General features: G+C 31.8%; 20 protein-coding genes. 10 read left to right on the forward strand and 10 right to left on the reverse strand.

Features of this window, described 5'->3' with window-relative positions; all coding sequences use genetic code 11:
* Positions 1 to 124 precede the first annotated feature (124 nt).
* On the reverse strand, positions 125 to 1,285 hold the full coding sequence (gene hppD, locus BUC03_RS05170) for a 4-hydroxyphenylpyruvate dioxygenase (protein ID WP_073148954.1): 1,161 nt from the start codon (positions 1,283 to 1,285) through the stop codon (positions 125 to 127).
* Positions 1,286 to 1,344: 59 nt separating this feature from the next.
* A complete protein-coding gene (locus BUC03_RS05175; protein WP_073148956.1) occupies positions 1,345 to 2,508 on the reverse strand; it encodes a homogentisate 1,2-dioxygenase in 1,164 nt (387 codons plus the stop codon).
* Positions 2,509 to 2,685: 177 nt separating this feature from the next.
* On the opposite strand from BUC03_RS05175, the gene BUC03_RS05180 reads away from it, so the two are divergent.
* Positions 2,686 to 3,699 (forward strand): LLM class flavin-dependent oxidoreductase, encoded by a 1,014-nt coding sequence (locus BUC03_RS05180; protein ID WP_073148958.1) that lies wholly within the window; start codon positions 2,686 to 2,688, stop codon positions 3,697 to 3,699.
* A 32-nt stretch (positions 3,700 to 3,731) separates the two neighbouring features.
* Here BUC03_RS05180 and BUC03_RS05185 read toward each other — a convergent pair whose 3' ends face one another.
* Genes BUC03_RS05185 through uvrC form a run of 3 tightly spaced genes read right to left on the reverse strand, consistent with a single transcriptional unit; the run spans position 3,732 to position 8,141 of the window.
* On the reverse strand, positions 3,732 to 4,103 hold the full coding sequence (locus tag BUC03_RS05185; protein WP_073148960.1) for a ribosomal maturation YjgA family protein: 372 nt from the start codon (positions 4,101 to 4,103) through the stop codon (positions 3,732 to 3,734).
* Positions 4,104 to 6,344, reverse strand: a complete 2,241-nt coding sequence (locus tag BUC03_RS05190) for a patatin-like phospholipase family protein (protein WP_073148962.1) — start codon at positions 6,342 to 6,344, stop codon at positions 4,104 to 4,106.
* A 3-nt stretch (positions 6,345 to 6,347) separates the two neighbouring features.
* Positions 6,348 to 8,141 (reverse strand): excinuclease ABC subunit UvrC, encoded by a 1,794-nt coding sequence (gene uvrC / locus BUC03_RS05195; protein WP_073148964.1) that lies wholly within the window; start codon positions 8,139 to 8,141, stop codon positions 6,348 to 6,350.
* 170 nt (positions 8,142 to 8,311) lie between these two features.
* On the opposite strand from uvrC, the gene BUC03_RS05200 reads away from it, so the two are divergent.
* Genes BUC03_RS05200 through BUC03_RS05215 form a run of 4 tightly spaced genes read left to right on the forward strand, consistent with a single transcriptional unit; the run spans position 8,312 to position 11,167 of the window.
* Positions 8,312 to 8,746: an ATP-dependent zinc protease family protein gene (locus BUC03_RS05200; RefSeq protein WP_073148966.1), complete on the forward strand. Its 435-nt coding sequence runs from the start codon at positions 8,312 to 8,314 to the stop codon at positions 8,744 to 8,746.
* Between the two features lie 3 nt (positions 8,747 to 8,749).
* Positions 8,750 to 9,622: a 30S ribosomal protein S6--L-glutamate ligase gene (gene rimK / locus BUC03_RS05205; protein WP_073148968.1), complete on the forward strand. Its 873-nt coding sequence runs from the start codon at positions 8,750 to 8,752 to the stop codon at positions 9,620 to 9,622.
* A 3-nt stretch (positions 9,623 to 9,625) separates the two neighbouring features.
* Positions 9,626 to 10,597 (forward strand): succinylglutamate desuccinylase/aspartoacylase family protein, encoded by a 972-nt coding sequence (locus BUC03_RS05210; protein WP_073148971.1) that lies wholly within the window; start codon positions 9,626 to 9,628, stop codon positions 10,595 to 10,597.
* 3 nt (positions 10,598 to 10,600) lie between these two features.
* The gene (locus BUC03_RS05215; protein ID WP_073148973.1) at positions 10,601 to 11,167 is read left to right on the forward strand and encodes a 5-formyltetrahydrofolate cyclo-ligase; all 567 of its coding nucleotides are present in this window, start codon (positions 10,601 to 10,603) and stop codon (positions 11,165 to 11,167) included.
* Here the strand turns inward: BUC03_RS05215 and BUC03_RS05220 are convergent.
* From BUC03_RS05220 to ileS, 4 genes are all read right to left on the reverse strand, one after another.
* Positions 11,164 to 11,781, reverse strand: coding sequence for a lipoprotein signal peptidase (locus BUC03_RS05220; RefSeq protein ID WP_073148975.1), 618 nt, complete (start codon positions 11,779 to 11,781; stop codon positions 11,164 to 11,166). The genes BUC03_RS05215 and BUC03_RS05220 overlap by 4 nt on opposite strands.
* A 30-nt stretch (positions 11,782 to 11,811) precedes the next feature.
* Positions 11,812 to 12,438 (reverse strand): DUF4097 family beta strand repeat-containing protein, encoded by a 627-nt coding sequence (locus BUC03_RS05225; protein WP_073148977.1) that lies wholly within the window; start codon positions 12,436 to 12,438, stop codon positions 11,812 to 11,814.
* Between the two features lie 69 nt (positions 12,439 to 12,507).
* Entirely contained in the window at positions 12,508 to 12,897 is a 390-nt protein-coding gene (locus BUC03_RS05230) for a TraR/DksA family transcriptional regulator (protein WP_073148979.1), read from the reverse strand.
* Positions 12,898 to 12,901: 4 nt separating this feature from the next.
* Positions 12,902 to 16,324 carry an isoleucine--tRNA ligase gene (gene ileS, locus BUC03_RS05235; RefSeq protein ID WP_073148981.1) on the reverse strand — a complete coding sequence of 1,141 codons (3,423 nt, stop codon included), beginning with the start codon at positions 16,322 to 16,324 and terminating at the stop codon, positions 12,902 to 12,904.
* Positions 16,325 to 16,705: 381 nt separating this feature from the next.
* Here ileS and BUC03_RS05240 point away from each other — a divergent pair, with 381 nt between their 5' ends.
* A complete protein-coding gene (locus tag BUC03_RS05240; RefSeq protein ID WP_073148983.1) occupies positions 16,706 to 17,131 on the forward strand; it encodes a tellurite resistance TerB family protein in 426 nt (141 codons plus the stop codon).
* A 27-nt stretch (positions 17,132 to 17,158) separates the two neighbouring features.
* Here BUC03_RS05240 and fbp read toward each other — a convergent pair whose 3' ends face one another.
* Positions 17,159 to 18,172 carry a class 1 fructose-bisphosphatase gene (gene fbp / locus BUC03_RS05245; protein ID WP_073148985.1) on the reverse strand — a complete coding sequence of 338 codons (1,014 nt, stop codon included), beginning with the start codon at positions 18,170 to 18,172 and terminating at the stop codon, positions 17,159 to 17,161.
* Positions 18,173 to 18,247: 75 nt separating this feature from the next.
* On the opposite strand from fbp, the gene BUC03_RS05250 reads away from it, so the two are divergent.
* Genes BUC03_RS05250 through BUC03_RS05265 form a run of 4 tightly spaced genes read left to right on the forward strand, consistent with a single transcriptional unit; the run spans position 18,248 to position 22,865 of the window.
* The gene (locus BUC03_RS05250) at positions 18,248 to 18,724 is read left to right on the forward strand and encodes a GNAT family N-acetyltransferase (protein WP_073148987.1); all 477 of its coding nucleotides are present in this window, start codon (positions 18,248 to 18,250) and stop codon (positions 18,722 to 18,724) included.
* 3 nt (positions 18,725 to 18,727) lie between these two features.
* Positions 18,728 to 19,981: an aspartate kinase gene (locus BUC03_RS05255; protein WP_073148989.1), complete on the forward strand. Its 1,254-nt coding sequence runs from the start codon at positions 18,728 to 18,730 to the stop codon at positions 19,979 to 19,981.
* A 51-nt stretch (positions 19,982 to 20,032) separates the two neighbouring features.
* Positions 20,033 to 21,844, forward strand: a complete 1,812-nt coding sequence (locus BUC03_RS05260; protein WP_073148991.1) for a GNAT family N-acyltransferase — start codon at positions 20,033 to 20,035, stop codon at positions 21,842 to 21,844.
* A 40-nt stretch (positions 21,845 to 21,884) separates the two neighbouring features.
* On the forward strand, positions 21,885 to 22,865 hold the full coding sequence (locus tag BUC03_RS05265) for a carboxypeptidase-like regulatory domain-containing protein (protein WP_073148993.1): 981 nt from the start codon (positions 21,885 to 21,887) through the stop codon (positions 22,863 to 22,865).
* Positions 22,866 to 22,871: the final 6 nt, after the last annotated feature.

Raw genomic sequence — 22,871 nt, forward strand, 5'->3', positions numbered from 1 at the left:
ATGCTGGGCAAAAGTATAACAGTAACACCTAGTACGCAACCTTAATTTTACATTTAACTATTTACAATGTAAATAATTATAAAATTCTTGTTTTAGCTAACAATAATTTAATGATTTCTTAAAATTATAATGTTCCTCTCAAACTTTGCTCTCTTTCTATAGACTCAAAAAGGGCTTTGAAATTACCTGCGCCAAAGCCTTTTGCTCCCATTCGTTGAATTATCTCAAAGAAAAGTGTTGGTCTATCTTCTACAGGCTTAGTAAATATTTGTAATAAATAACCTTCTTCATCGGCATCTATCATAATACCAAGACTCTTTAATTTTTCTATATCTTCTCTTAATTCGTGGTCGTGGTCTGCTAATCTTTTAGGTACAGCTTGGTAATAAGTTTCTGGTGGAGTTGATAAAAACTCTATCCCTCTTTCTCTTAATGCTGCAACGGTAGAAATAATATCGTCTGTTGCAACGGCTATATGTTGCACTCCCGGACCTTCATAAAAATCTAAATATTCTTCAATTTGAGATTTTTTAATTCCTTCTGCTGGTTCATTAATAGGAAATTTTATTCTTCCGTTACCATTACTCATTACTTTACTCATTAAAGCTGAATAATCTGTATGTATTTGTTTATCATCAAAAGAAAGGAAATTTACAAAACCCATTACATCTTCATACCATTTTACCCAAGTATTCATCTCTCCCCAACCTACGTTACCAACCATATGATCAATGTATTTTAAACCTACTGGTTCTGGATTGTATGGAGAATTCCACTCTACAAAACCTGGCAGAAAGGTACCTGTGTAGTTTTTTCGTTCTACAAACATATGAACCGTTTCACCATAAGTATAAATTCCTGCTCTTACTACTTCACCATGTTCATCTTTTTCTACAGTTGGCTCCATAAAAGATTTAGCTCCACGTGCGGTAGTTTCTTCCCAAGCACTTTTTGCATCTTCTACCCATAACGCAACCACTTTAACCCCATCTCCGTGCTTTACAATATGATCATTAATTGGGTTACTTGAATTTAAAGGGGTAGTTAGTACTAGTCTTATTTTGTCTTGTTTTAACACATAAGATACAGTTTCTCTACTCCCTGTCTCTAAACCTTTATACGCATAAGACTGAAAACCGAAAGCTGATTTATAAAAGTGAGCCGCTTGTTTAGCGTTACCTACATAAAACTCTACGTAATCTGTACCCATAAGCGGAAGAAAATCTTCTGCGCCTTCAAAAATTTTTTCTAATCCGTAATCTACGTTCTTTATATCTTTACTCATTACTTAATTTATTGGGGTTAAGTTTATTTTATAATTTTTATTAACTGTAAATTTTATATTTAATCGTGATCTACCCATGATTGGTAATATGTACCATCTGCTATTTTCATTCCTTCTTCTGTAACTTTTAAAGGTCTAAAAGTATCTACCATAACCGCTAACTCTTCTGTTTTAGATTTACCAATACTTCTTTCTACTGCTCCTGGGTGCGGACCGTGAGGTATTCCTGCTGGATGAAGAGAGATATGCCCTGCCTCAATATCATTTCTACTCATAAAATCTCCATCTACATAATATAATACCTCATCACTATCTATATTACTATGACTATATGGAGCAGGAATAGCTTCTGGATGATAATCATACAATCTCGGACAGAAAGAACAAACTACAAAGGCATCTGTTTCAAAAGTTTGATGTACTGGTGGCGGTTGGTGTACTCTACCGGTAATTGGCTCAAAATCATGAATAGAAAAAGCATAAGGGTAGTTGTACCCATCATACCCTACCACATCAAAAGGGTGGGTTGCATAAATAGTATCAAAAATTGCTCCTTCTTTTTTTATTTTAATTAAAAAGTCTCCTTTTTCATCGTTAGTCTCTAACTCATAAGGTTGGCGTATATCTCGCTCACAAAACGGTGAATGCTCTAACAACTGACCAAAATGATTTCTATATCTTTTTGGCGTATAAATAGGTCTATGAGACTCTACTATAAAAAGACGATTGTTTTCATCATCAAAATCTAACTTATAAATAGTACCACGAGGAATCATTAAATAATCTCCGTACTTAAAATCTAAATTCCCTAAGTGAGTTCTTAATTTACCGCTTCCTTTATGTATAAAAATAAGCTCATCACAATCTGCATTTTTATAAAAATAATCTTGAGTAGACTCTTGAGGAGATGCTAAAATTATGGTACAATCTTGATTGGTAAGTACCGCTTTTCTACTCTCTAAATAATCTGGAGCTGGCACTACCTGAAAACCTTTAAATTTATAAGATTTTATATTTTTTTCAATAGCAATTTTTGGAGAAACATCATAACCTTCTTTTATATCTTTTATTTGCGTTGGTCTGTGCTCGTGATATAAGTTGGATGACATTCCATCAAAACCAATGGTTCCAAAAAGTTGTTCGTAATACAAGCTACCATCTGGTTTTTTAAAAATTGTATGGCGCTTATGAGGGATCTTCCCTAATTTATGATAAAATGGCATAATTATTTAGTGCTTTTTACAAATATCGCAATTTTTTTTTGTTTTACTGAAATGTTAAAACTACAATTCCTAAAAAATTCAACATAAATTAATAATGGCTGTTTTATAGAAAAATAAACACATTTACTGTAATGTTATTCATTATTATTCGATTAATTAATTACTAAAAGAAAGACCATGAAAAATATAAAAATAGGGATACTTGACCAGTCTATAATTAGATATGGTTCTAATGCCAGAGAAGCGCTTTTAGAAACTGCAGAAACGGTAAAACTAGCTGAAGATTTAGGTTATAATAGATTTTGGGTTTCTGAACATCACAACTCTCCAGCAATTGCAGGCTCTGCCCCAGAAATATTAATGGTTAAACTAGCAGATGCTACTAAGCACATAAAAATTGGTAGCGGCGGAATAATGCTACCTAACCATAGTGCTTTTAAAATGGCTGAAAATTTTAGAATGCTAGAAACACTTTTTCCTGGTAGAATCGAAATGGGAATGGGGCGTGCCCCTGGCGGAGATAGAATAAGCGCAATGCTATTAAACCCCTCTAACACATTTAAAGAAGAAGATTACCTAAAACAAATAGACCATTTACAGCATTTTTTTAGAGATACCGCAGCTACAGAAAACGGAAGAATTTATGCAATTCCGCAAGCAGAAAGTGTACCTAACCAATGGGTTTTGAGCTCTAGTGGCGGTAGTGCTAAAATTGCAGCTGAAAAAGGATTAGGGTTAGCAGTTGCTAAATTTATAAACGGAAACGTGCCTCCTGAAGTAGTAAAAATATATCGCGATAACTTTAAACCTTCTGAAAGTTTAAAAGAACCTAAAGTTTTGCTTTCTTCTTTTGTTATGTGTGGAGAGAATGAACAGATGGCTACTAACATGCGTAAGTATATGGATTATACCTTAGTGCAGTTTGAAAAAGGAAATTTTGGTAAAAGACCGAGTTTTAAAGAAGTAGAAGCATACAAGTTTGATACTTATGAAGAACAACGTATTGAAGCAAATAGCAACCGAATAATATCTGGAACTCCAGATAAGGTTAAGTGGGAGTTAGAAAAAATAGCAACAGATTATGATGTAGACCAATTAGTAATAACCACCATGAGTTATGATAAACAACTGCGTTTAAAATCTTTTAAATTAATTGCAGAGGTAATGAATTTACAACCTCAATTAGTGTAAACTTGAATCTACTTCAGAAGAAAATTTATTACTTATTTTTTCTGAAGTATTTTTTCTACTACTAAAATAGTAATAAACGCTGCGGTATATGCTGCCATATCTTTCCAATCAAAAGAAGAACCTACCAAAATATCTGTAGACCTATTTCTAGAAATATTTAATAGTTTTAAGACATCTACATACTGACATATTTCAACTAAATAAGAAATTAGCAATACCAAAATTGCTACATACAATGTTTTAAAAGAGAAAAAAGTTTTTACAAAACAATACATGACAAAAACAATAATATAATCTCCCAAAACATTACGTATAAAACCACCGTGAAAATAACGCTCTATGCCTACTTCTATTAAAAAGAAGAATATAGTAAGCAGAAGGTATTTGTAGTTAAACCTAAACATTTAAAACCAAAAACCTAAACTAAAAAACCACTCACTTTGGTCTCTTTCTGGAGAATACGAATATTTAACTTCTACGGGGCCTATAAAAGTCTCTATACCGTAACCCAATGCTAAACCTGTATATTTAGGCAATGAGAAAAAGTCTATAGAGTTAAACAAATCGTCTTTTATATTTGCAATATTATAAGTTGCTACTAAATGGTGCTTTGGGTAAAGCTCATAATCTACTTCTGCTAATGCTTTTATGTAACTATCTCCTCCCACATACAAAAAGTCATACCCTAATAAAGGTCTAACATTATTAACAAAGTAATTTCCGTAGCCTCCTAAAAAGAAGTCTAGACTATTCATATCTGTTTCACCTAATCTAAATCCTAAATCTGACTGTAATCTAACCGAAAATTTATTTAGCGGAGAAAATGCATATCCTGCAGAACCTCTAAATATTGAAAATGGCTCAAACTCAAATGTTGATTTAGAATCTAATAAGTACCAATGAAAATCTCCTGTAAAATGAGCGCCTTTTGAAGGGAAATAAGCGTTATCATATTTATCATATTCTAAATAACCAAATGTACTAAACAAGTTACTTTGCTCTAAAACAGTAACAGGATATTCTTCGTTATTTTCATTTTCTATAAAAGTTTCTGTATCAGAGTTTGTGTATTTATGCTCTACCCCTAAGCCTACTTTAAATTGCTTTATTAGAAAAGTTTCTGCATAAAATTGGTTGGTAAAATCAGAAAAAGAAACCTCTACTTTGTTTACATTATAATCACCTAAATCAAAATTATCTTCTATAAACAGAAAAGGTACACCTTGATTAAATTGATTGTATCTTGATTTTAAACCTATACTCCAATAACTACCTTTATCTATATAATAGTTAAAATTATACCTAAAATTATCTCCTACTATAACATCTAATGATAAAATATCGTTTTTTAAGAATAAGCTTTTTTGGGTTAAATTAACCAAAGCAGCAAACCTGTATAATTCATCATAATGCAAAGAGCCTTTAATTAAAGTTTTTACGTTACTTTCATGTATATTTAAGACTAGGTCTTTTTTTCCGTTTGATTTAGACACTAATTCATATTCAATTTTTTCAAAATTACCTGTAGCAGAAAGATTATTAATTCCTTTATTTAATGTTTGGTAAGAAATTTTAGAATTAGTTTCTAATTTAAGTTTCCCTCGTATATAGTTTCTTGGGTAAGCAGAATTACCTTTAATAGAAATTTCATTAATATATATAGAATCTTCTAAAACTACTTTTTCTTTTAATACTGATTTACCTTTTTGTTGGCTTGTAATTTTTTTTAATTCTGGCAAAAATTTCTGAGCTTCAAGTTCTCCTTGCTTAATAATAGCTTCTCCCTCATCAAATGATAAAATGGTAAATTCTGTTATATCTGGTTTTATGTAAAGATCTGTTTTTTCATACTTTGTCTCCATATCCTTAATAGTTCTAAGGTTATTAATTTGAGTAAGTATTTCAAAGGCTGTTTTTAATTTTGTTCTATCTACTAAACTATCTTGTACATCTACCCCTATAACATAATCTATCCCTCTTTTTTTAATTTCTTCTACGGGATAATTATTAGTCACCCCTCCATCTGTTATTAATTGCCCATCAATTTCAACAGGACTAAAAATAGAAGGTATAGACCCGCTAGCTGCTACTGCTTTTGCTAATGAACCGTGATCTAAAATTACTTGTTTCCCCGATTCTATATTTGTACCTATACAAAAAAACGGAATAGGCAGTTTACTAAAATCTTCTATTTGATCTACGTGAGCGGTTAATTGAACTAATAAATTGTATAAATTTTGACCTTTAGATAGTCCTGATGGGAAACTGATTTTAAAATTTTGAAAAGGCAAAGTCAACGCATAACGCTCTGATTCTTTTTTTTCATAAAATGTTTTTACCCCTCTTGGCAATTCATCTTGAATTAACTTCTCAAAATCTGTTTCATGAAAAATAGAATCTAATTGATGAGCAGAATAGCCAGAAGCATACAAAGAACCAATAATTGCCCCCATACTTGTTCCCCCAATATAATCTATTCTAACTCCAGACTCTTCTAACACTTGCAAAGCGCCTATGTGTGCTAAACCTTTTGCGCCACCTCCGCTTAAAATTAAGCCTACTTTTAAATCTTTAGGTTGTTCTTGCGCCCACCCTAATTGGGTAAAACCTAACATAAGTATTATATACCTAAAAATTAATTTCATCTGTTATTTTGAATGATAATGATTATAAATTAAACTTCCTTTAGAATTACCTATTATTTCTATTAACTCTTCTTTTTTGGCTGTACTAATTCTTTTTACAGATCTAAAATGCTTCAACAATTCTACAGCTGTTTTTTCTCCAATGCCTGGTATACTTTCTAGCTCTGTACCTAACGCTGCATTACTTCTTTTATTACGGTGAAATGTAATCCCGAATCTGTGCGCTTCATTACGTAATTGCTGAATAATTTTTAATGTCTCCGATCTTTTGTCTAAATATAATGGAATTGAGTCTCCTGGGTAAAAAAGTTCTTCTAGTCTTTTAGCTATACCAATAATGGCTATTTTTCCTCGTAAATTTAAATCTTCTAGTGCTTTTACTGCAGAAGAAAGTTGCCCTTTACCTCCATCTATAATAATTAATTGCGGTAATGGTTCTTCTTCATTTAAAAGCCTTCTATATCTTCTAAAAACCACTTCTTCCATCGAAGCAAAATCGTCTGGCCCTTCAACAGTTTTAATATTAAATTTACGATAATCTTTTTTACTAGGTTTACCATTTTTAAAAACCACACAGGCCGCTACAGGGTTGGTTCCTTGTATATTAGAATTATCAAAACACTCAATATGCCTTGGCTCTACTCCTAATCGTAAATCTTTTTTCATTTGCGCCATAAGGCGATTAACATGCCTATCTGGATCTACAATTTTCATTTGCTTAAAGCGGTCTTGCCTAAAGTACTTTGCATTTCTTAAAGATAAATCTACAATTGCTTTTTTGTCACCTAATTTAGGGACAGTAACTTTTATATCTTCTCCTACATCTACAGAGAAAGGAACATAAATTTCTCTGGTTTTAGAGTTAAATCTTTGTCTAATTTCTGTTATTGCAAGTTCTAGTAATTCTCTATCTGTTTCTTCTAACTTTTTCTTCATCTCTATTGTATGAGAGCGAATAATACTCCCGTGAGATAACTGCAAAAAATTAACATACCCGTAGCCTTCATCACTTACAATACTAAATACATCTACATTGTTTATTTTAGGGTTAACTACCGTAGATTTACTTTGGTACTTTTCTAAAACTTCAATTTTCTCTTTTATTTGCTGGGCTTCTTCAAACTCCATTTGTTCGGCATGCCTATTCATTTGCTCCCTAAACTGCTGCAGAGAATCTTTAAAGTTACCTTTTACAATTTGCCGAATGTGTTCTATATTCTTACTGTATTCTATTTCTAATTGATTTCCTTCACACGGACCTTTACAGTTACCTAAATGATATTCTAAGCAAACTTTATATTTACCTTGCTGAATTTTTTCTTCAGACAAATCATAATTACAAGTTCTAAGTTTATATAGACCTTTAATTAAATCAAGTAGGGTATTTACAGTTTTAAAACTAGTGTAGGGACCAAAATACTCACTCCCGTCTTTTACAATTCTTCTAGTAGGAAATACTCGCGGAAAACGTTCATTTTTTATACAAATCCAAGGATAAGTTTTATCATCTTTCAGCATTACGTTAAAACGCGGCTGATATTTTTTAATTAAGTTATTTTCTAATAGCAACGCATCGGTCTCTGAGTTTACCACTATATGCTTAATGGTTTTTATCTTCTTAACCATGACCCCAATACGGTGACTGTCATGCTTTTTATTAAAATAAGAAGAAACCCGTTTTTTAAGATTTTTTGCTTTCCCTACGTATAAAATCTTATCATTTTTATCAAAATACTGGTATACGCCCGGGCTATTGGGCAATGTTTTTATTTGAATTTCTACAGAAGGTGTATCCATAATTCAAATATAATTTATGTTTTTCACTAAGCACAAATCATAAAACTTTTTATTCTGAAATAATTTCACTTATAAAATATAACCTTATAATTAACTATAACGACTAAAAATTAGATGTTTTTACATAAAATTAAAAAACCTTCCGTCTAAAATTGTTTAGATTTGTTTATATGACAAGTAAATCAAAAAAAATAATTGGGAGAGTAGATAAGGCTGATTTCCCTGAGCTTAATTTAAAAGATATTGCTATAAAAATAGATACCGGTGCTTACACCTCTTCTATACATTGTGACGATATTCACGAAAAAGACGGAGCTTTATATTGCAGGTTTTTAGACAAAGAACACCCAGATTATAACCACAAACCTCTTATTTTTAAAAATTACAACACCATTAAAGTACGCAGTAGCAACGGTATAGCTCAAAAAAGGTATGAAATTAAATCTACCATAAAAATTTTTGAAAAAGTTTATAAAATATCACTTTCTTTGAGCGACCGAAAAGAGATGAAATTTCCCGTCCTTATTGGTAGAAAATTTTTAAACAATAAATTTATTGTAGATCCACAATTAAAAGATATATCCTTCAATTTACAAGAACACTAAGTTATGAACATCAAAATTTTATCTAGAAATCAAAATTTATATTCTACTAAACGTCTTGTAGAAGCTGCAAAAAAACGCAAGCATGAGGTGGAGGTGATAGATCCTTTAAAGTGTGATATTGTTATAGAAAAGAGAAAGCCTAATATTTATTATAAAGGTGGTTACATAGAAAATGTAGATGCTATTATCCCTAGAATTGGTTCTTCTGTAACTTTTTACGGTACAGCAGTAGTACGCCAATTTGAAATGATGGGTGCATTTACCACCATAGACTCTGAAGCTTTAGTGAGAAGTAGAGACAAGTTAAGAAGCTTACAAGTACTTTCTAGAGCAAGAATAGGTTTACCAAAAACTGTTTTTACCAATTACTCTAGAGATGTAGAAGGAGTTATAAAACAAGTAGGCGGCACTCCTCTAGTAATAAAGTTACTAGAAGGTACACAAGGCCTTGGTGTTGTTTTAGCCGAAACCAATAATGCGGCACAATCTGTAATAGAGGCGTTTAATGGTTTACAAGCAAGAGTAATTGTGCAAGAATTTATTAAAGAAGCTAAAGGGGCAGATGTTAGAGCTTTTGTGGTAGATGGTCACGTAGTTGGTGCAATGAAACGTCAAGGTAAAGAGGGTGAATTTAGATCTAACTTACACCGTGGTGGTTCTGCAGAAGTTATTCAACTTTCTGATGAAGAAGAAATTGCTGCTGTAAAAGCTGCAAAAGCAATGGGACTTGGGGTTGCTGGTGTAGATTTATTACAAAGTACTCGCGGACCATTAATTTTAGAGGTTAACTCTTCACCAGGTTTAGAAGGTATAGAAAAAGCTACAGGTAAAGATATTGCAAAAACAATTATAAGGTTTATTGAAAAAAACGTTTAATTTATGGGAATGATTGATGAAAATAACGTTCTTACTTTATTAAATAAAAAAATATATCCTGGAGAAAAAGCGAAAGTAAATTTTAACACAGCTAAACTTTACACTACTACCACTGTTGAAGTACCTATAATTATAGAACGTGCTATAGAGCCCGGACCAACTGTATTAATCACCGCCGGCATTCACGGAGATGAGCTAAACGGGATAGAAATTGTTAGGCAATTAATTTCTAGAGGTATTAACAAACCAGAAAAAGGAACCATTATTTGCATACCTGTAGTTAATGTATTTGGTTTTTTAAGTATGACTCGTGAATTTCCAGATGGTAGAGATTTAAACAGAGTTTTTCCTGGAGCTAAAAAAGGACCTTTAGCTAGTAAATTTGCTTATGTTTTTACAGAAGAAATTCTGCCTGTTGCAGATTATTGCTTAGACTTTCACACAGGAGGGTCTAGTAGATTTAATGCCGCACAAATTAGAGTAGAAAAAGGAGATGAAAAAATGCTAGAACTTGCTAAAATTTTTAACGCTCCCTTTACTGTTTACTCTAAAACTATTTCAAAAACTTATAGAAAAGCCTGCTCTAAATTAGAGAAACCTATTTTACTTTTTGAAGGCGGCAAATCACAAGATAGTAATAAAGAAATTGCTAAATATGGAGTAGAAGGCACTCAACGCATTCTTGCCCACTTGGGTATGTTGAAAAAAGAATTTACAGTCCCTAAAACCACCCAAGAATCTATTTTAATAGAACATAGTTTGTGGATGCGTGCTAAATACAGCGGGTTACTGCATATAAAAATTCCTATTGGCAAGAAAGTAGAAAAAGGAGAATACATAGCCACCATCACAGATCCGTATGGTAGTTTTAGACATAAAGTTACAGCTTCTAATACTGGTTATATAATTAACGTTAACCAATCTCCCATTGTTTATCAAGGAGATGCTATTTTCCATATTTCAAAAGACGCTTAATTTATGCTTAAAAAAGAAATAAGGCTAGCCTCTAAAACTAAAAGAAACCAACTTAGTGCAAATAATATAGACGAAAAAAGCATTGCAATTGCCAATCAACTTTTAGCTCTAAATATCTGGCAATACTCTTTTTACCACCTATTTCTTTCTATTGAACAATTAAAGGAAATAAACACAGAATACATTCTGCATATTTTAAGCGGAAAAGACAAAAATATAGTAGTCTCTAAAAGTGATTTTGAAGCATTAACGATGAAGCATTTTCTGCTTACAGATGCTACTCCTTTAAAAGTGAATAAATGGGGAATTCCTGAGCCTGTAAACGGTATTGAAATTTCACCGAAACAAATAGATGTAGTTTTTATCCCCTTACTTGCATTTGATCTAAAAGGAAATAGAATTGGCTACGGAAAAGGTTTTTATGATCGTTTTTTAAGCGAATGTAAAACAGATGTGATAAAAATTGGCTTGTCTTTCTTTGAAGCTGTAGAATCTATAGAAGATACTAACGAAAATGACATACCGTTAGATTACTGTATTACTCCAGAAAAAGTATATAATTTTAATTAAGCCTCTGTTTTTTCTTCTTCTTTAGGAAAAGCTTTTTTATTAAAAAGAATTAAAAGACCAACTCCTACGGTAATAGCAGAATCTGCAATATTAAAAACAGGCTCAAAAAAGGTAAAATATTGACCACCCCAACCAGGTATCCATTCCGGCAAATAACCACTCCATAACGGGAAATATAGCATATCTACCACCTTACCGTGAAAAATGGTACCATAACCACCCGCTTCTGGTAAAAATGATGCTAATTGGCCGTGACTATCGTTAAATAATACTCCGTATAATACAGAGTCTATAATATTACCCAAAGCTCCTGCAAAAATTAAAGCTACTGCACTTACCAAAATAACAGATCCCTTTTTTCTTACAGAATCCCATAACCAATAACCAATACCACATATAGCTACTAATCTAAAAAGAGTAAGAATTAATTTACCGTATTGACCTGGTATTTTTGCTCCCCAAGCCATTCCTTCATTTTCAACAAATAAAATTCTAAACCAATCAAAAACTTTAATTTCTTCCCCTAAAACAAAATGGGTTTTAATGTAAACCTTAGAAATTTGATCTATTAAAAGGATTAATATGATAAAAAGAGATGCTTTCTTTAACGACATTTCATTGCTTTTGGGGTAAAAATACATTTTTTATTGTATTTTTTTCACTTCCACATCTCCATTAATAGATTTTATCTCTATCAAATTGCCGAAATTTAATTTTTTGTCTATAAACAGGCTTCCGTTATTGGTTTCTGCGGTTACTTTAGCATTTTTAGTGCTTATAAAAACGTCTCCTTGAAGAGTATTAATTAACGCTTTTCCGTAGTAATTTTGCAACACACAATCTCCTGAATTTAATTCTGCTTCTAGAAAATTAAATTTTCCCTCGCCATATACAGAAGCAATATTAGAGACAATTATCACTTTTAAATTTTCTGGCACTATTAATTTTAAATTAACTGCATACACTTTATGAGCACTTAGCTTATCAAAACCACTGGTTAAAATTTCTTTATAAGCAGAGGCTATATAAAGTTTATTAGATGTTTGTTGAGCGGTTATTTGAATATCATTAAAATATTCACCTTCAGAAATGGTAAATAATTTAATTTCTTTTGTAGAAACAGTAGAAATTTCAACTTTAAAAATTTCATCTGCTTGAAGTATAATTTCTTTAACTCCACCTGCACTAAATGTTTGTATACGTTCTCTTTGTGCCTTTACATGAAATTGCACTAATAACATAAATACAATACTAAAAACTTTAGAAACCATACGTTTATAAAAACAAAAAACGCTCCAAATAAAGAAGCGTTTTATATAAATTTTAAAATATCAGAGATATTACTTCTGCATATTTTTAGCCTCAATACTTAATGTTGCGTGAGGTACTAACTTTAAGCGTTCTTTTTGAATTAACTTACCAGTTACACGGCAAATACCATAGGTTTTATTCTCTATACGAATAAGTGCATTTTTAAGATCTCTAATAAACTTCTCTTGACGAATTGCCAATTGAGAGTTAGATTCTTTACTCATCGTTTCACTCCCTTCATCAAAAGCTTTAAAAGTTGGTGAAGTATCATCTGTACCGTTGTTACTATCATTCATATAAGCACTTTTATACAAATCTAATTGAGCGGTAGCTTTTTCTATTTTATCTAAGATTAAGACTTTGAATTCTTCTAATTCTTTATCTGAATACCTTTCTTTTTCAGTAGTATCTGTTGCCATAGTTTTAGTTTTTATTAATTGATAATTGAGTGTTTACATCATCAAAACTAATCTCCACTCCATTATCTAACTCTTCTACTAGTTCGAGATTTGCAGTAAGAGTTTCGGTTTTTATATACTCAACATTATCTAGAACAGCGTCCTCGACTACTCCGTCCTTTTTAATTTTAATACTGATTTTGTCTGTTACTTCAAATCCAGAGTCTTTACGAAGGTTTTGTATTCTATTTACCAATTCTCTAGCAATACCTTCTTTCTTTAACTCATCATTAATGGTAACGTCTAGTGCAACTGTAAGTCCGGCATTACTTGCAACTAACCAACCCTCAATATCTTCTGAAGTAATTTCTACATCATCGAGACGCAAAGTAGTAATTTTTCCATTAATTTCAATGTTAATTTCTCCATCTTGCTCAATAGCAGCAATATCTGCAGATTCCATCTTATTAACAGCTACTACAACGTGTCTCATATCTTTCCCAAATTTAGGTCCTAGCGTTCTAAAATTAGGTTTGATATTTTTCACTAAAATACCTGAAGCATCATCAATCATTTCAATTTCTTTGACGTTTACCTCAGATTTTATTAAGTCTGCCACTTCTAGTATTTGGTCTTTCACTGTTGCATCTAAAACAGGAATCATAATACGTTGCAATGGCTGACGAACTTTAATCATTTCTTTTTTACGTAGTGATAATACTAACGAAGAAATAATTTGTGCCATTTCCATTTTTCTCTCTAAAGATTTATCGACAAAAGATTCTTCTTTAACTGGAAAATCGGCCAAATGTACACTTTCAAAACTTTCTTTCTGTGTAGCTTTCGTTAAATCTTTGTAAAGTCTATCCATATAAAATGGAGCAATTGGAGCTGCTAATTTTGTTACCGTTTCTAAACACGTATAAAGTGTTTGATAAGCAGAAATTTTATCTTGCTCATAATCTCCTTTCCAGAATCGTCTTCTGCTTAAACGTACAAACCAGTTACTTACATTTTCTTGTAAAAATTCTGAAATTGCTCTAGCTGCACGTGTAGGCTCATAACTATTATAAAAATCATCTACCTTACCAATAAGTGTATGTAATTCTGAAAGAATCCATCTATCAATTTCTGGTCTGTCTTCTAATTTCACATCATCTTCTGCATAAGTAAACTCATCTATATTTGCATATAGAGAGAAGAATGAGTAGGTGTTATAAAGTGTACCAAAGAATTTTCTACGAACCTCAGCAATCCCTTCTATATCAAATTTTAGGTTATCCCAAGGGTTTGCGTTAGCAATCATGTACCAACGAGTAGCATCTGGACCAAAAGCTGCTAAAGTTTCAAAAGGATCTACAGCATTACCTAAACGTTTAGACATTTTTTGCCCGTGTTTATCTAACACCAATCCGTTAGAAACTACATTTTTATAAGCAACATCATCAAAAATCATAGTTGCAATTGCGTGAAGCGTATAAAACCAACCACGTGTTTGGTCTACCCCTTCTGCTATAAAATCTGCTTTTTTATCTCCATTTTCTACTTGTTCTTTATTTTCAAACGGGTAATGCCATTGTGCGTAAGGCATAGAACCAGAATCGAACCAAACATCAATTAAGTCTGACTCACGTTTCATTGGTTTTCCTTCTGAAGAAACTAAGGTAATTTTATCTACTACATTTTTATGAAGATCTACCAGATTATAGTTTTCTTCACTCATATTGCCAACTTCAAAATCTGCAAAAACATCGGCCTTCATTAATCCGGCTTCTACAGCTTTTTGCATTTCTTCTTTCAGTTCTGCAATTGAACCAATAATTTTTTCTTCTTTACCGTCTTCTGTTCTCCAGATTGGTAACGGAATTCCCCAGAAACGAGAACGAGAAAGGTTCCAATCGTTTGCATTAGCTAACCAGTTACCAAAACGCCCTTCTCCAGTAGATTTTGGTTTCCAGTTAATACCCATATTCAACTCGTGCATACGGTCTTTTACATCTGTAACTTTTATAAACCAAGAATCTAATGGGTAATACAAAATTGGCTTGTCTGTACGCCAGCAATTTGGATAACTGTGTACATATTTCTCTACATTAAAAGCTCTATTTTCTTCTTTTAATTTGATGGCAATTTCTACATCTACAGATTTTTCTGGTGTATCTTCTGCATCGTAATATTCATTTTTCACATATTTACCGGCAAACTCTCCCATTTCTGGTCTAAACTTACCTTGAAGATCTACTAACGGTACTAAATTTCCGTTTTCGTCTTCTACCAACATTGGTGGCACCTCTGGCTTTGCTTGTTTTGCTACCAAAGCATCGTCTGCCCCAAAAGTTGGAGCGGTATGTACAATACCTGTACCGTCTTCTGTGGTTACAAAGTCTCCAGAAATTACTCTAAAAGCATTTTCTGGATTATTATGTGGTTTTGCGTATGGCAATAATTGCTCGTAAGTAATATCTACTAAATCTTTTCCTTTAAAATCATTTAATATTAAATACGGTATTTTTTTATCACCCTGAGTGTAAGCTTTTAAAGCTTCTTCATTTTCTACTAAATGAAATTTCTTACCAAAGTTTTTAGCAACTAAATTTTTAGCCAGTACAATATTAATTGGCTCAAAAGTGTATTGGTTATAAGTTTTTACCAATACATAATCAATTTTTGGTCCAACAGTTAATGCTGTGTTACTTGGTAACGTCCAAGGAGTAGTGGTCCAGGCTATAAAATAAACTGGCTCATCTTGAATTTCATCAATCTTACCTAAAACTGAACTATTAAAAGTTTCATTTTTTACTGCTTTAAATTGTGCAGTTACAGTAGTATCTGTTACATCTTGATAAGTACCTGGTTGGTTAAGCTCGTGAGAACTTAAACCTGTACCTGCTTTTGGTGAGTATGGCTGAATGGTGTAACCTTTGTAGATTAAACCTTTTTTATAAATTTCTGAAAGTAGCCACCATACTGTTTCCATGTATTTAGACTTGTAAGTGATATAAGGCTCTTCCATATTTACCCAATATCCCATCTGCTCAGTTAAATTAGACCAAACATCTGTATAACGCATTACAGCATTTTTACAAGCTTCGTTATATTCTTCTACAGATATTTTTTTACCAATATCTTCTTTGGTAATCCCTAATTCTTTTTCTACACCTAACTCTACAGGAAGTCCGTGAGTATCCCAACCTGCTTTACGTTTTACTTGAAAACCTTTTTGAGTTTTGTAGCGGCAAAAAATATCTTTAATACTTCTAGCCATTACGTGATGAATCCCAGGTAAACCGTTGGCAGAAGGTGGCCCTTCAAAAAACACATACGGTTCTTTACCTTCACGGGTAGTTATACTTTTATCAAAAATATCTTCATTCTTCCAAAACTCTAGAATTTCTTCTGCTACTTTAGGAAGGTCAAGTGCTTTATATTCAGTAAACTTCTTACTCATCAGTGCTCATTTTATAATGACTCGCGAAATTAAGTATTTTTAAGAAATTTGACCTCTAATTGTTTAAAAAACCCGAATACTTATTTATAAAAGTTTTTTTTACTATAAAAATTTAAAATTAATTCTTGTATATACATTTCAGAAACACAACCTATACTTCTAATTTTTAATCGTTTACAAACAAATAACCACAACAGGAATTACAAGTAAAACCACTCAAAATAGCTTGATAGGTAACCATAAAGCAGAGGATACATTTTCACTTAATAACATCTATTATTTAAAATTGACTCTAAATAGGTAAGATTATATTCCGCTAATAATTACAGAGTAATTTAAAACTACTTTATATATATTTGCAGCCAATTTAAGATATAAATTATGTCATATTCAGATTTATTTGGTAGCGGAGAGCACACCAGAAACCTTGGGCATTTTGCTTCTATTGTTAATATTGCTGCCGTAGATGGAGAAATTAATAATGAAGAGAGAGAGGTTTTAGAGCGTTTAGCTAGAAAACTTGATATTCACGATAGTGAATTTGATAAAGTGGTTGAAAACCCTTCTTTATTTCCTATTACACCTCCGCATACTACAGAGAAACGTTTAGAAAGATTATATGATTTACTAACTGTGATTTTTGCAGATCACGAAATGGATAACGAAGAAGAATTTTTACTTAAAAAGTACGCTATTGGTTTAGGTTTCTCTTCAGAAACTTCTAAACAAATTATAGAAAAGTCTATTAAAATTTTAGGAGGTAAACTTAGTTTTGATGATTACCAATATCTATTAGACAGAAAGTAAGCTCCCGCTTACTTTCTGTTTTTTATTTTATTTGTTTTTTGCTTTTGCAATAAACTCTTCTGCTTTATCTACCATGTTTTTGCTTCCGCAGAAAAAAGGAACTCTTTCATGTAATTCTTGTGGTTTTATATCCATAATTCTTCTTTCTCCATCACTTGCTTTTCCTCCTGCTTGCTCTGCAATAAAAGCCATTGGGTTACCTTCATATAAAAGTCTTAATTTACCATCTGGATATTTAGAACTACTAGGGTAAATATAAATACCGCCTTTAATCATGTTTCTATGAATATCTGAAACTAAAGAACCTATATACCTAGATGTATATGGCCTATCACCTTCTTCTGCTTGACAGTATTTAATATAATCTTTTACTCCTTGCGGAAATTGTGCATAATTCCCTTCATTTACAGAGTAAATATTTCCATCATCAGAAAATTTCATATCTGGGTGAGAAAGATAGTACGTTCCAATTGCAGGGTTTAGTGTAAAACCATTTACCCCGTGACCTGTAGTATATACCAACATAGTAGAAGTACCATAAATAATATATCCTGCTGCAACTTGTAAATTTCCTGGTTGTAAAAAATCTTCCATAGTTACCGGGGTTCCTACTGGAGTAACTCTTCTATAGATAGAAAAAATAGTTCCTACAGAAACATTCACATCAATATTAGAGCTTCCGTCTAACGGATCCATCAATACAACATATTTGTTTTTGTGGTCGTTGTTTTGACCTTGTATAGTGATATACTCGTCATTTTCTTCAGAAGCAATACCGCAAACGATTTCGCGATTAGTTAAAGTCTGAATAAATTTTTGGTTAGCATAAACATCTAATTTTTGTTGTTGCTCGCCTTGTATATTAGTATCACCAGCCGCTCCAGTAATATCTACTAGCCCCGCTTTACTTACCTCATGATTTACCACTTTTGCAGCTAATCTAATAGAATTAATAAGACGAGAAAGCTCTCCTGATGAGTAAGGAAAGGCTTGCTGGTTCTCTATAATAAATTCACCCAGCGTTTGGAGTTTTTTTGACATGTTTCTTGTGTTTCTCAAACAAAAATAGAAAAAAAGTGTTTCTATTAGTTATTTTTGTTGGTAAACTATTAAAAAATGAGCAACCGAGTAAGAAAAGCTTTAGAGACAGACATGCCTGCTGTGTTAGAATTAATTAACGAATTAGCAGTTTATGAACGTGAACCTAATGCCGTAGAAGTAACAACAGAAGATTTAGTGAGAGATGGATTTGGAAAACAGCCGCTTTTTAATTGTTTTGTTGCTGAAGAAGACAATAAAATTGTAGGGATGGCTCTTCTCTATTTTAGATATTCTACCTGGAAAGGCAAAACGGTACACTTAGAAGATTTAATTGTAAGTGAATCTTACCGTGGCAAAGGATTTGGAATGATGCTTTACAAAGAAGTGATGAAATTTGCCTTAGAAAATAAAGTTAAAAGAGTAGAATGGGTAGTATTAGATTGGAATGCTCCTGCTGTACAATTTTATAAAAATACTGGAGCTACCGTTTTTTCTGAATGGGATACCGTACAATTTGATCAAGATTCTATTAAAAAGTTTTTAAACCTTTAAAGAATGAATATTTTTAAGTTTGGTGGCGCATCTGTAAAAGATGCTATGGGAGTGAAAAATGTGGCAGAAGTTTTACAACAAACAGGTGTAAAAAACAAAGTGGTTGTAGTTTCTGCAATGGGAAAAATGACCAATGCTTTAGAAAAAGTTATAGATGCATATTTTGAAAAAGATGAAAATTTAAAAAATTATATTCTAGAAATTGAGGTATATCATCAAGAGATTTTAGAACATCTTTTCTCTAAACAAAACCATTCTATTTTTGGTAAAATAGCACACTATTTTGAAGATTTAAAAGCTTTTTTAAACAGAAATAAATCACCTAATTATGATTATGTGTACGACCAAATAATTTGCTATGGTGAATTAATAAGTACTACTATTGTATGCGAGTATTTAGAACAAATAGGTATTCACAACCAGTGGTTAGATGCCAGAAATTTAATTAAAACGGATGCAACTTATAGAGACGCTAAAGTAGATTGGATTGCAACAGAGTTACAAATTAACTCCAACATTACTTCAGATAATTTATATATAACACAAGGCTTTATAGCTTCAGATGCTAACAACTTCACCACAACACTTGGCCGTGAAGGAAGCGATTATACCGCAGGTATTTTTGCTTATTGCTTAAAAGCAAAAGATGTTACTATATGGAAAGACGTAGATGGCGTTTTAAACGGAGACCCTAGAGTTTTTAAAAACACACAATTATTAGAAGAAATAAGTTACGAAGAAGCTATAGAGTTGGCTTTTTACGGAGCTTCTGTAATTCATCCAAAAACTATTCAGCCTTTACAGAAAAAAGAAATTCCGCTTTTAGTAAAATCATTTTACCATCCAAAAAACAAAGGAACCACAGTTGGTAAAGGAAAAATAATTAATCCGCACATACCTTGCTTTATAGTAAAAAAAGACTTGGTGCTTCTATCTCTTTCTGCCTTAGATTTCTCTTTTTTTGTAGAAGAAAATATTAGTGAAATTTTTGCATTATTTCATAAATATCAGGTAAAAGTAGATCTTATTCAAAACTCTGCAATAAGTTTCTCTGTGTGCGTAGATAATAAATTTAAAAACGTAGATAAATTAATTACACACCTAAAAGCTAAATTTAAAGTAAAGTATCATAAAGATGTATCTTTATATACTGTGAGGCATTTTACCCAAGAAGCTATTAATCAAATAGAAAAAAATAAAACTATTTTATTAAAGCAAATTACACGTCAAACAGTACAGGTGGTTACCAAAGAGTAAAAAATCAATCGCTTAAATTTAGTATCTTTGTCACAAAAATAAATATTTAATATGGGGTTTATTTCTGCTAAAGAAGTGGCTAAAGGTCTTAATTTAGATAAGTTTGGTATTTTAGGAACCGCTCTAGGTGCTTCTTTAATGAAGCTGACTAAACTTAGCCATTTTAATAAAGTATATGCAGATAGAAAACATCTAAATGCCCCAGAGTTTATAGATTCTATTTTAAAATATTTAGAAGTAGATTTTGAAATTCCTGAAAAAGATTTAAAAAGAATCCCTAAAACGGGACCTTTTATTGCTGTTTCTAATCATCCTCTAGGGGCGATTGACGGTATGATTTTAATGAAAATTTTAATTGAAAAACGTCCAGATTTTAAAATAATAGCCAATTTTCTTTTACATAGATTAGACCCATTAACTCCTTATATTTTACCCGTTAATCCTTTTGAAGACAGAAAAGAAGTTCAGTCTAGCTCAAAAGGCTTAAAAGAATCTATTTTACATCTAAGAAACGGTAACCCAATTGGTATTTTTCCGGCAGGAGAAGTATCTACCCATAAAGAAGATAAAATTATTGTAGACAGACCTTGGTTACCAGAAGCAATGAAGCTTATTCAAAATTCTGAAGTACCAGTAGTTCCTATATATTTTCACGCAAAAAATAGTGCCGCTTTTTACAAACTAGCAAAACTTAATGATTCTATTAGAACAGCTAAGCTACCTAGCGAAATGCTTTCTCAAAAAAACAGAAAAATTAAGATGAGAATAGGAAACCCTATTTCTTTAGCAGACCAAAAAGAACACTTAGAATTAGACGATTATACTAATTTTATTAGAAGAAAAACCTATATGCTTTCAAGTGGCTTTAATAAAAAAAGTCTCTTAAAAAATATTCATATCCCTACTCAAATTAAAATTCCGAGGTCGCCTAAAGAAATTGCAGGAGAGACCGAAGAATATTTAATGGAGGCAGAAATAGAATTTTGCCGAGAAAACGATAAACGTTTACTGCAAAGCAAAAACTACGAAGTATTTCTTGCCAAGAGAGAAAATATACCCAACATTGTAAAAGAAATTGGACGTTTACGTGAAATTACTTTTAGAGCCATTGGTGAAGGGACTAATAATGCTACAGATTTAGATGAATTTGACGATTACTACCACCACCTTTTTCTTTATGATAATGAAGCTCATAAAATTGTAGGAGCATATAGAATGGGGTTTGGTAAAGAAATTTTTCCTGCTCACGGCATAGATGGTTTTTACCTACAACAACTATTTAGATTTGAACCAGAACTTTATAAGTTAATGGGAGAATCTATAGAAATGGGCCGTGCCTTTATTGTAAAAGAATACCAGCAAAAACCAATGCCTTTATTTTTATTATGGAAAGGAATAGTACATTGTACCTTACGCTTCCCTGAACATAATTACCTAATTGGCGGAGTAAGTATTAGCAACAAATTTTCAGATTTCTCTAAATCTATGATGATAGAGTTTATGAAATCTCACTACTACGATCCGTATGTGGCACAATACGTAAGACCTAAAAAAGAATACAAAGTAAAACTTAAAGACGCCGACAAAGACTTTGTGTTTGATGCTACCGAAGCAGACCTTAATAAGTTTGACAAGATAATAGATGAACTAGAACCAGACAGTCTAAGAATGCCTGTTCTATTAAAAAAATATATTAAACAAAATGCTAAAGTTGTAGCTTTTAATGTAGATCCGTTATTTAATAATTCTGTAGATGGTTTAATGTATATTAGAATTGCAGACTTGCCAGAATCTACCGTAAAACCTGTAATGGAAGAGTTACAAGAAGAGCTAGAAAAAAAACTTAATAATCGTAACGACTAAAAACTATATAAGTTTATTTATTTTACTGTGGTATAGCACAATGGCAATAGCACAGTATAACGTTACAGGAAAAATTATAGACGCCCAAACACAAAAACCAATTGATGGGGCTAGCATTTATTTTAACGGAACAACTATAGGTACTATTTCTAATAAAAACGGATACTTTACTCTTACTTATCTACAAAATACAAAAGCACCGTTAATAATTAGCTCTTTAGGTTATGCAACTCAGCAATTTGAGATTAAGGCCAAAGAGAACAATCTAAATATTGTTGCATTACAGCCCAGTATAGAATCTTTAGAAGAAGTTTTTTTAGAAACCGACCCTTGGTCTAGAGAAAAGAAACTAAAATATTTTAGAGAATGGTTTTTAGGAAAAGATTATCAAGAAAAAAATTGTGAAATTTTAAATGAAGATGCACTTAAACTTCGGTTTTCACCTACAACAAAACAATTAACCGCAGAGGCTACAAAGGTTTTAATAATTAAAAATAAATACCTTAATTATAAAATAAATTATCACCTCATCAATTTCACTTTACAGTTTGAAGAATTAAAAGGGTTGGATAAAAAGTATTACCAACCTTACTCTTTCTATTACTCAGGTACTAGTTTTTTTGAAGAGTTAAATGAGAAAACAAAAAAGAAATTCTTAAAAAGAAGAAACAATACTTTCTTAGGATCTATCACTCATTTTATGCGCTCTTTAGCTCATAAAGAATTAGAAGAAAACAGTTTTAGAATTTTTAACAGACATTTTGAAACCCAACCTTATCGATATTTGCAAATTGATAAAATAGAAGGTATGACACGTGTTACCATAAGTCAACCTAAACTTACTATTCTATATAACAATGAAGAACAATCATTTATTCAATTAGTAGAAGAAAAAGATTCTACTAACTTTTACATTGATAATTTAGGAAACTTCTATCCATCTAATCTATTCTTTTTTGGAGGGCAAATGGGAATTAAAAGAGTAGCCAACCTTCTTCCGCTTAATTATAAAGTAAATTGAGTTAGT

Origin of the sequence: Mesonia phycicola, assembly GCF_900141885.1 — a bacterium.
GTDB lineage: Bacteria > Bacteroidota > Bacteroidia > Flavobacteriales > Flavobacteriaceae > Mesonia > Mesonia phycicola.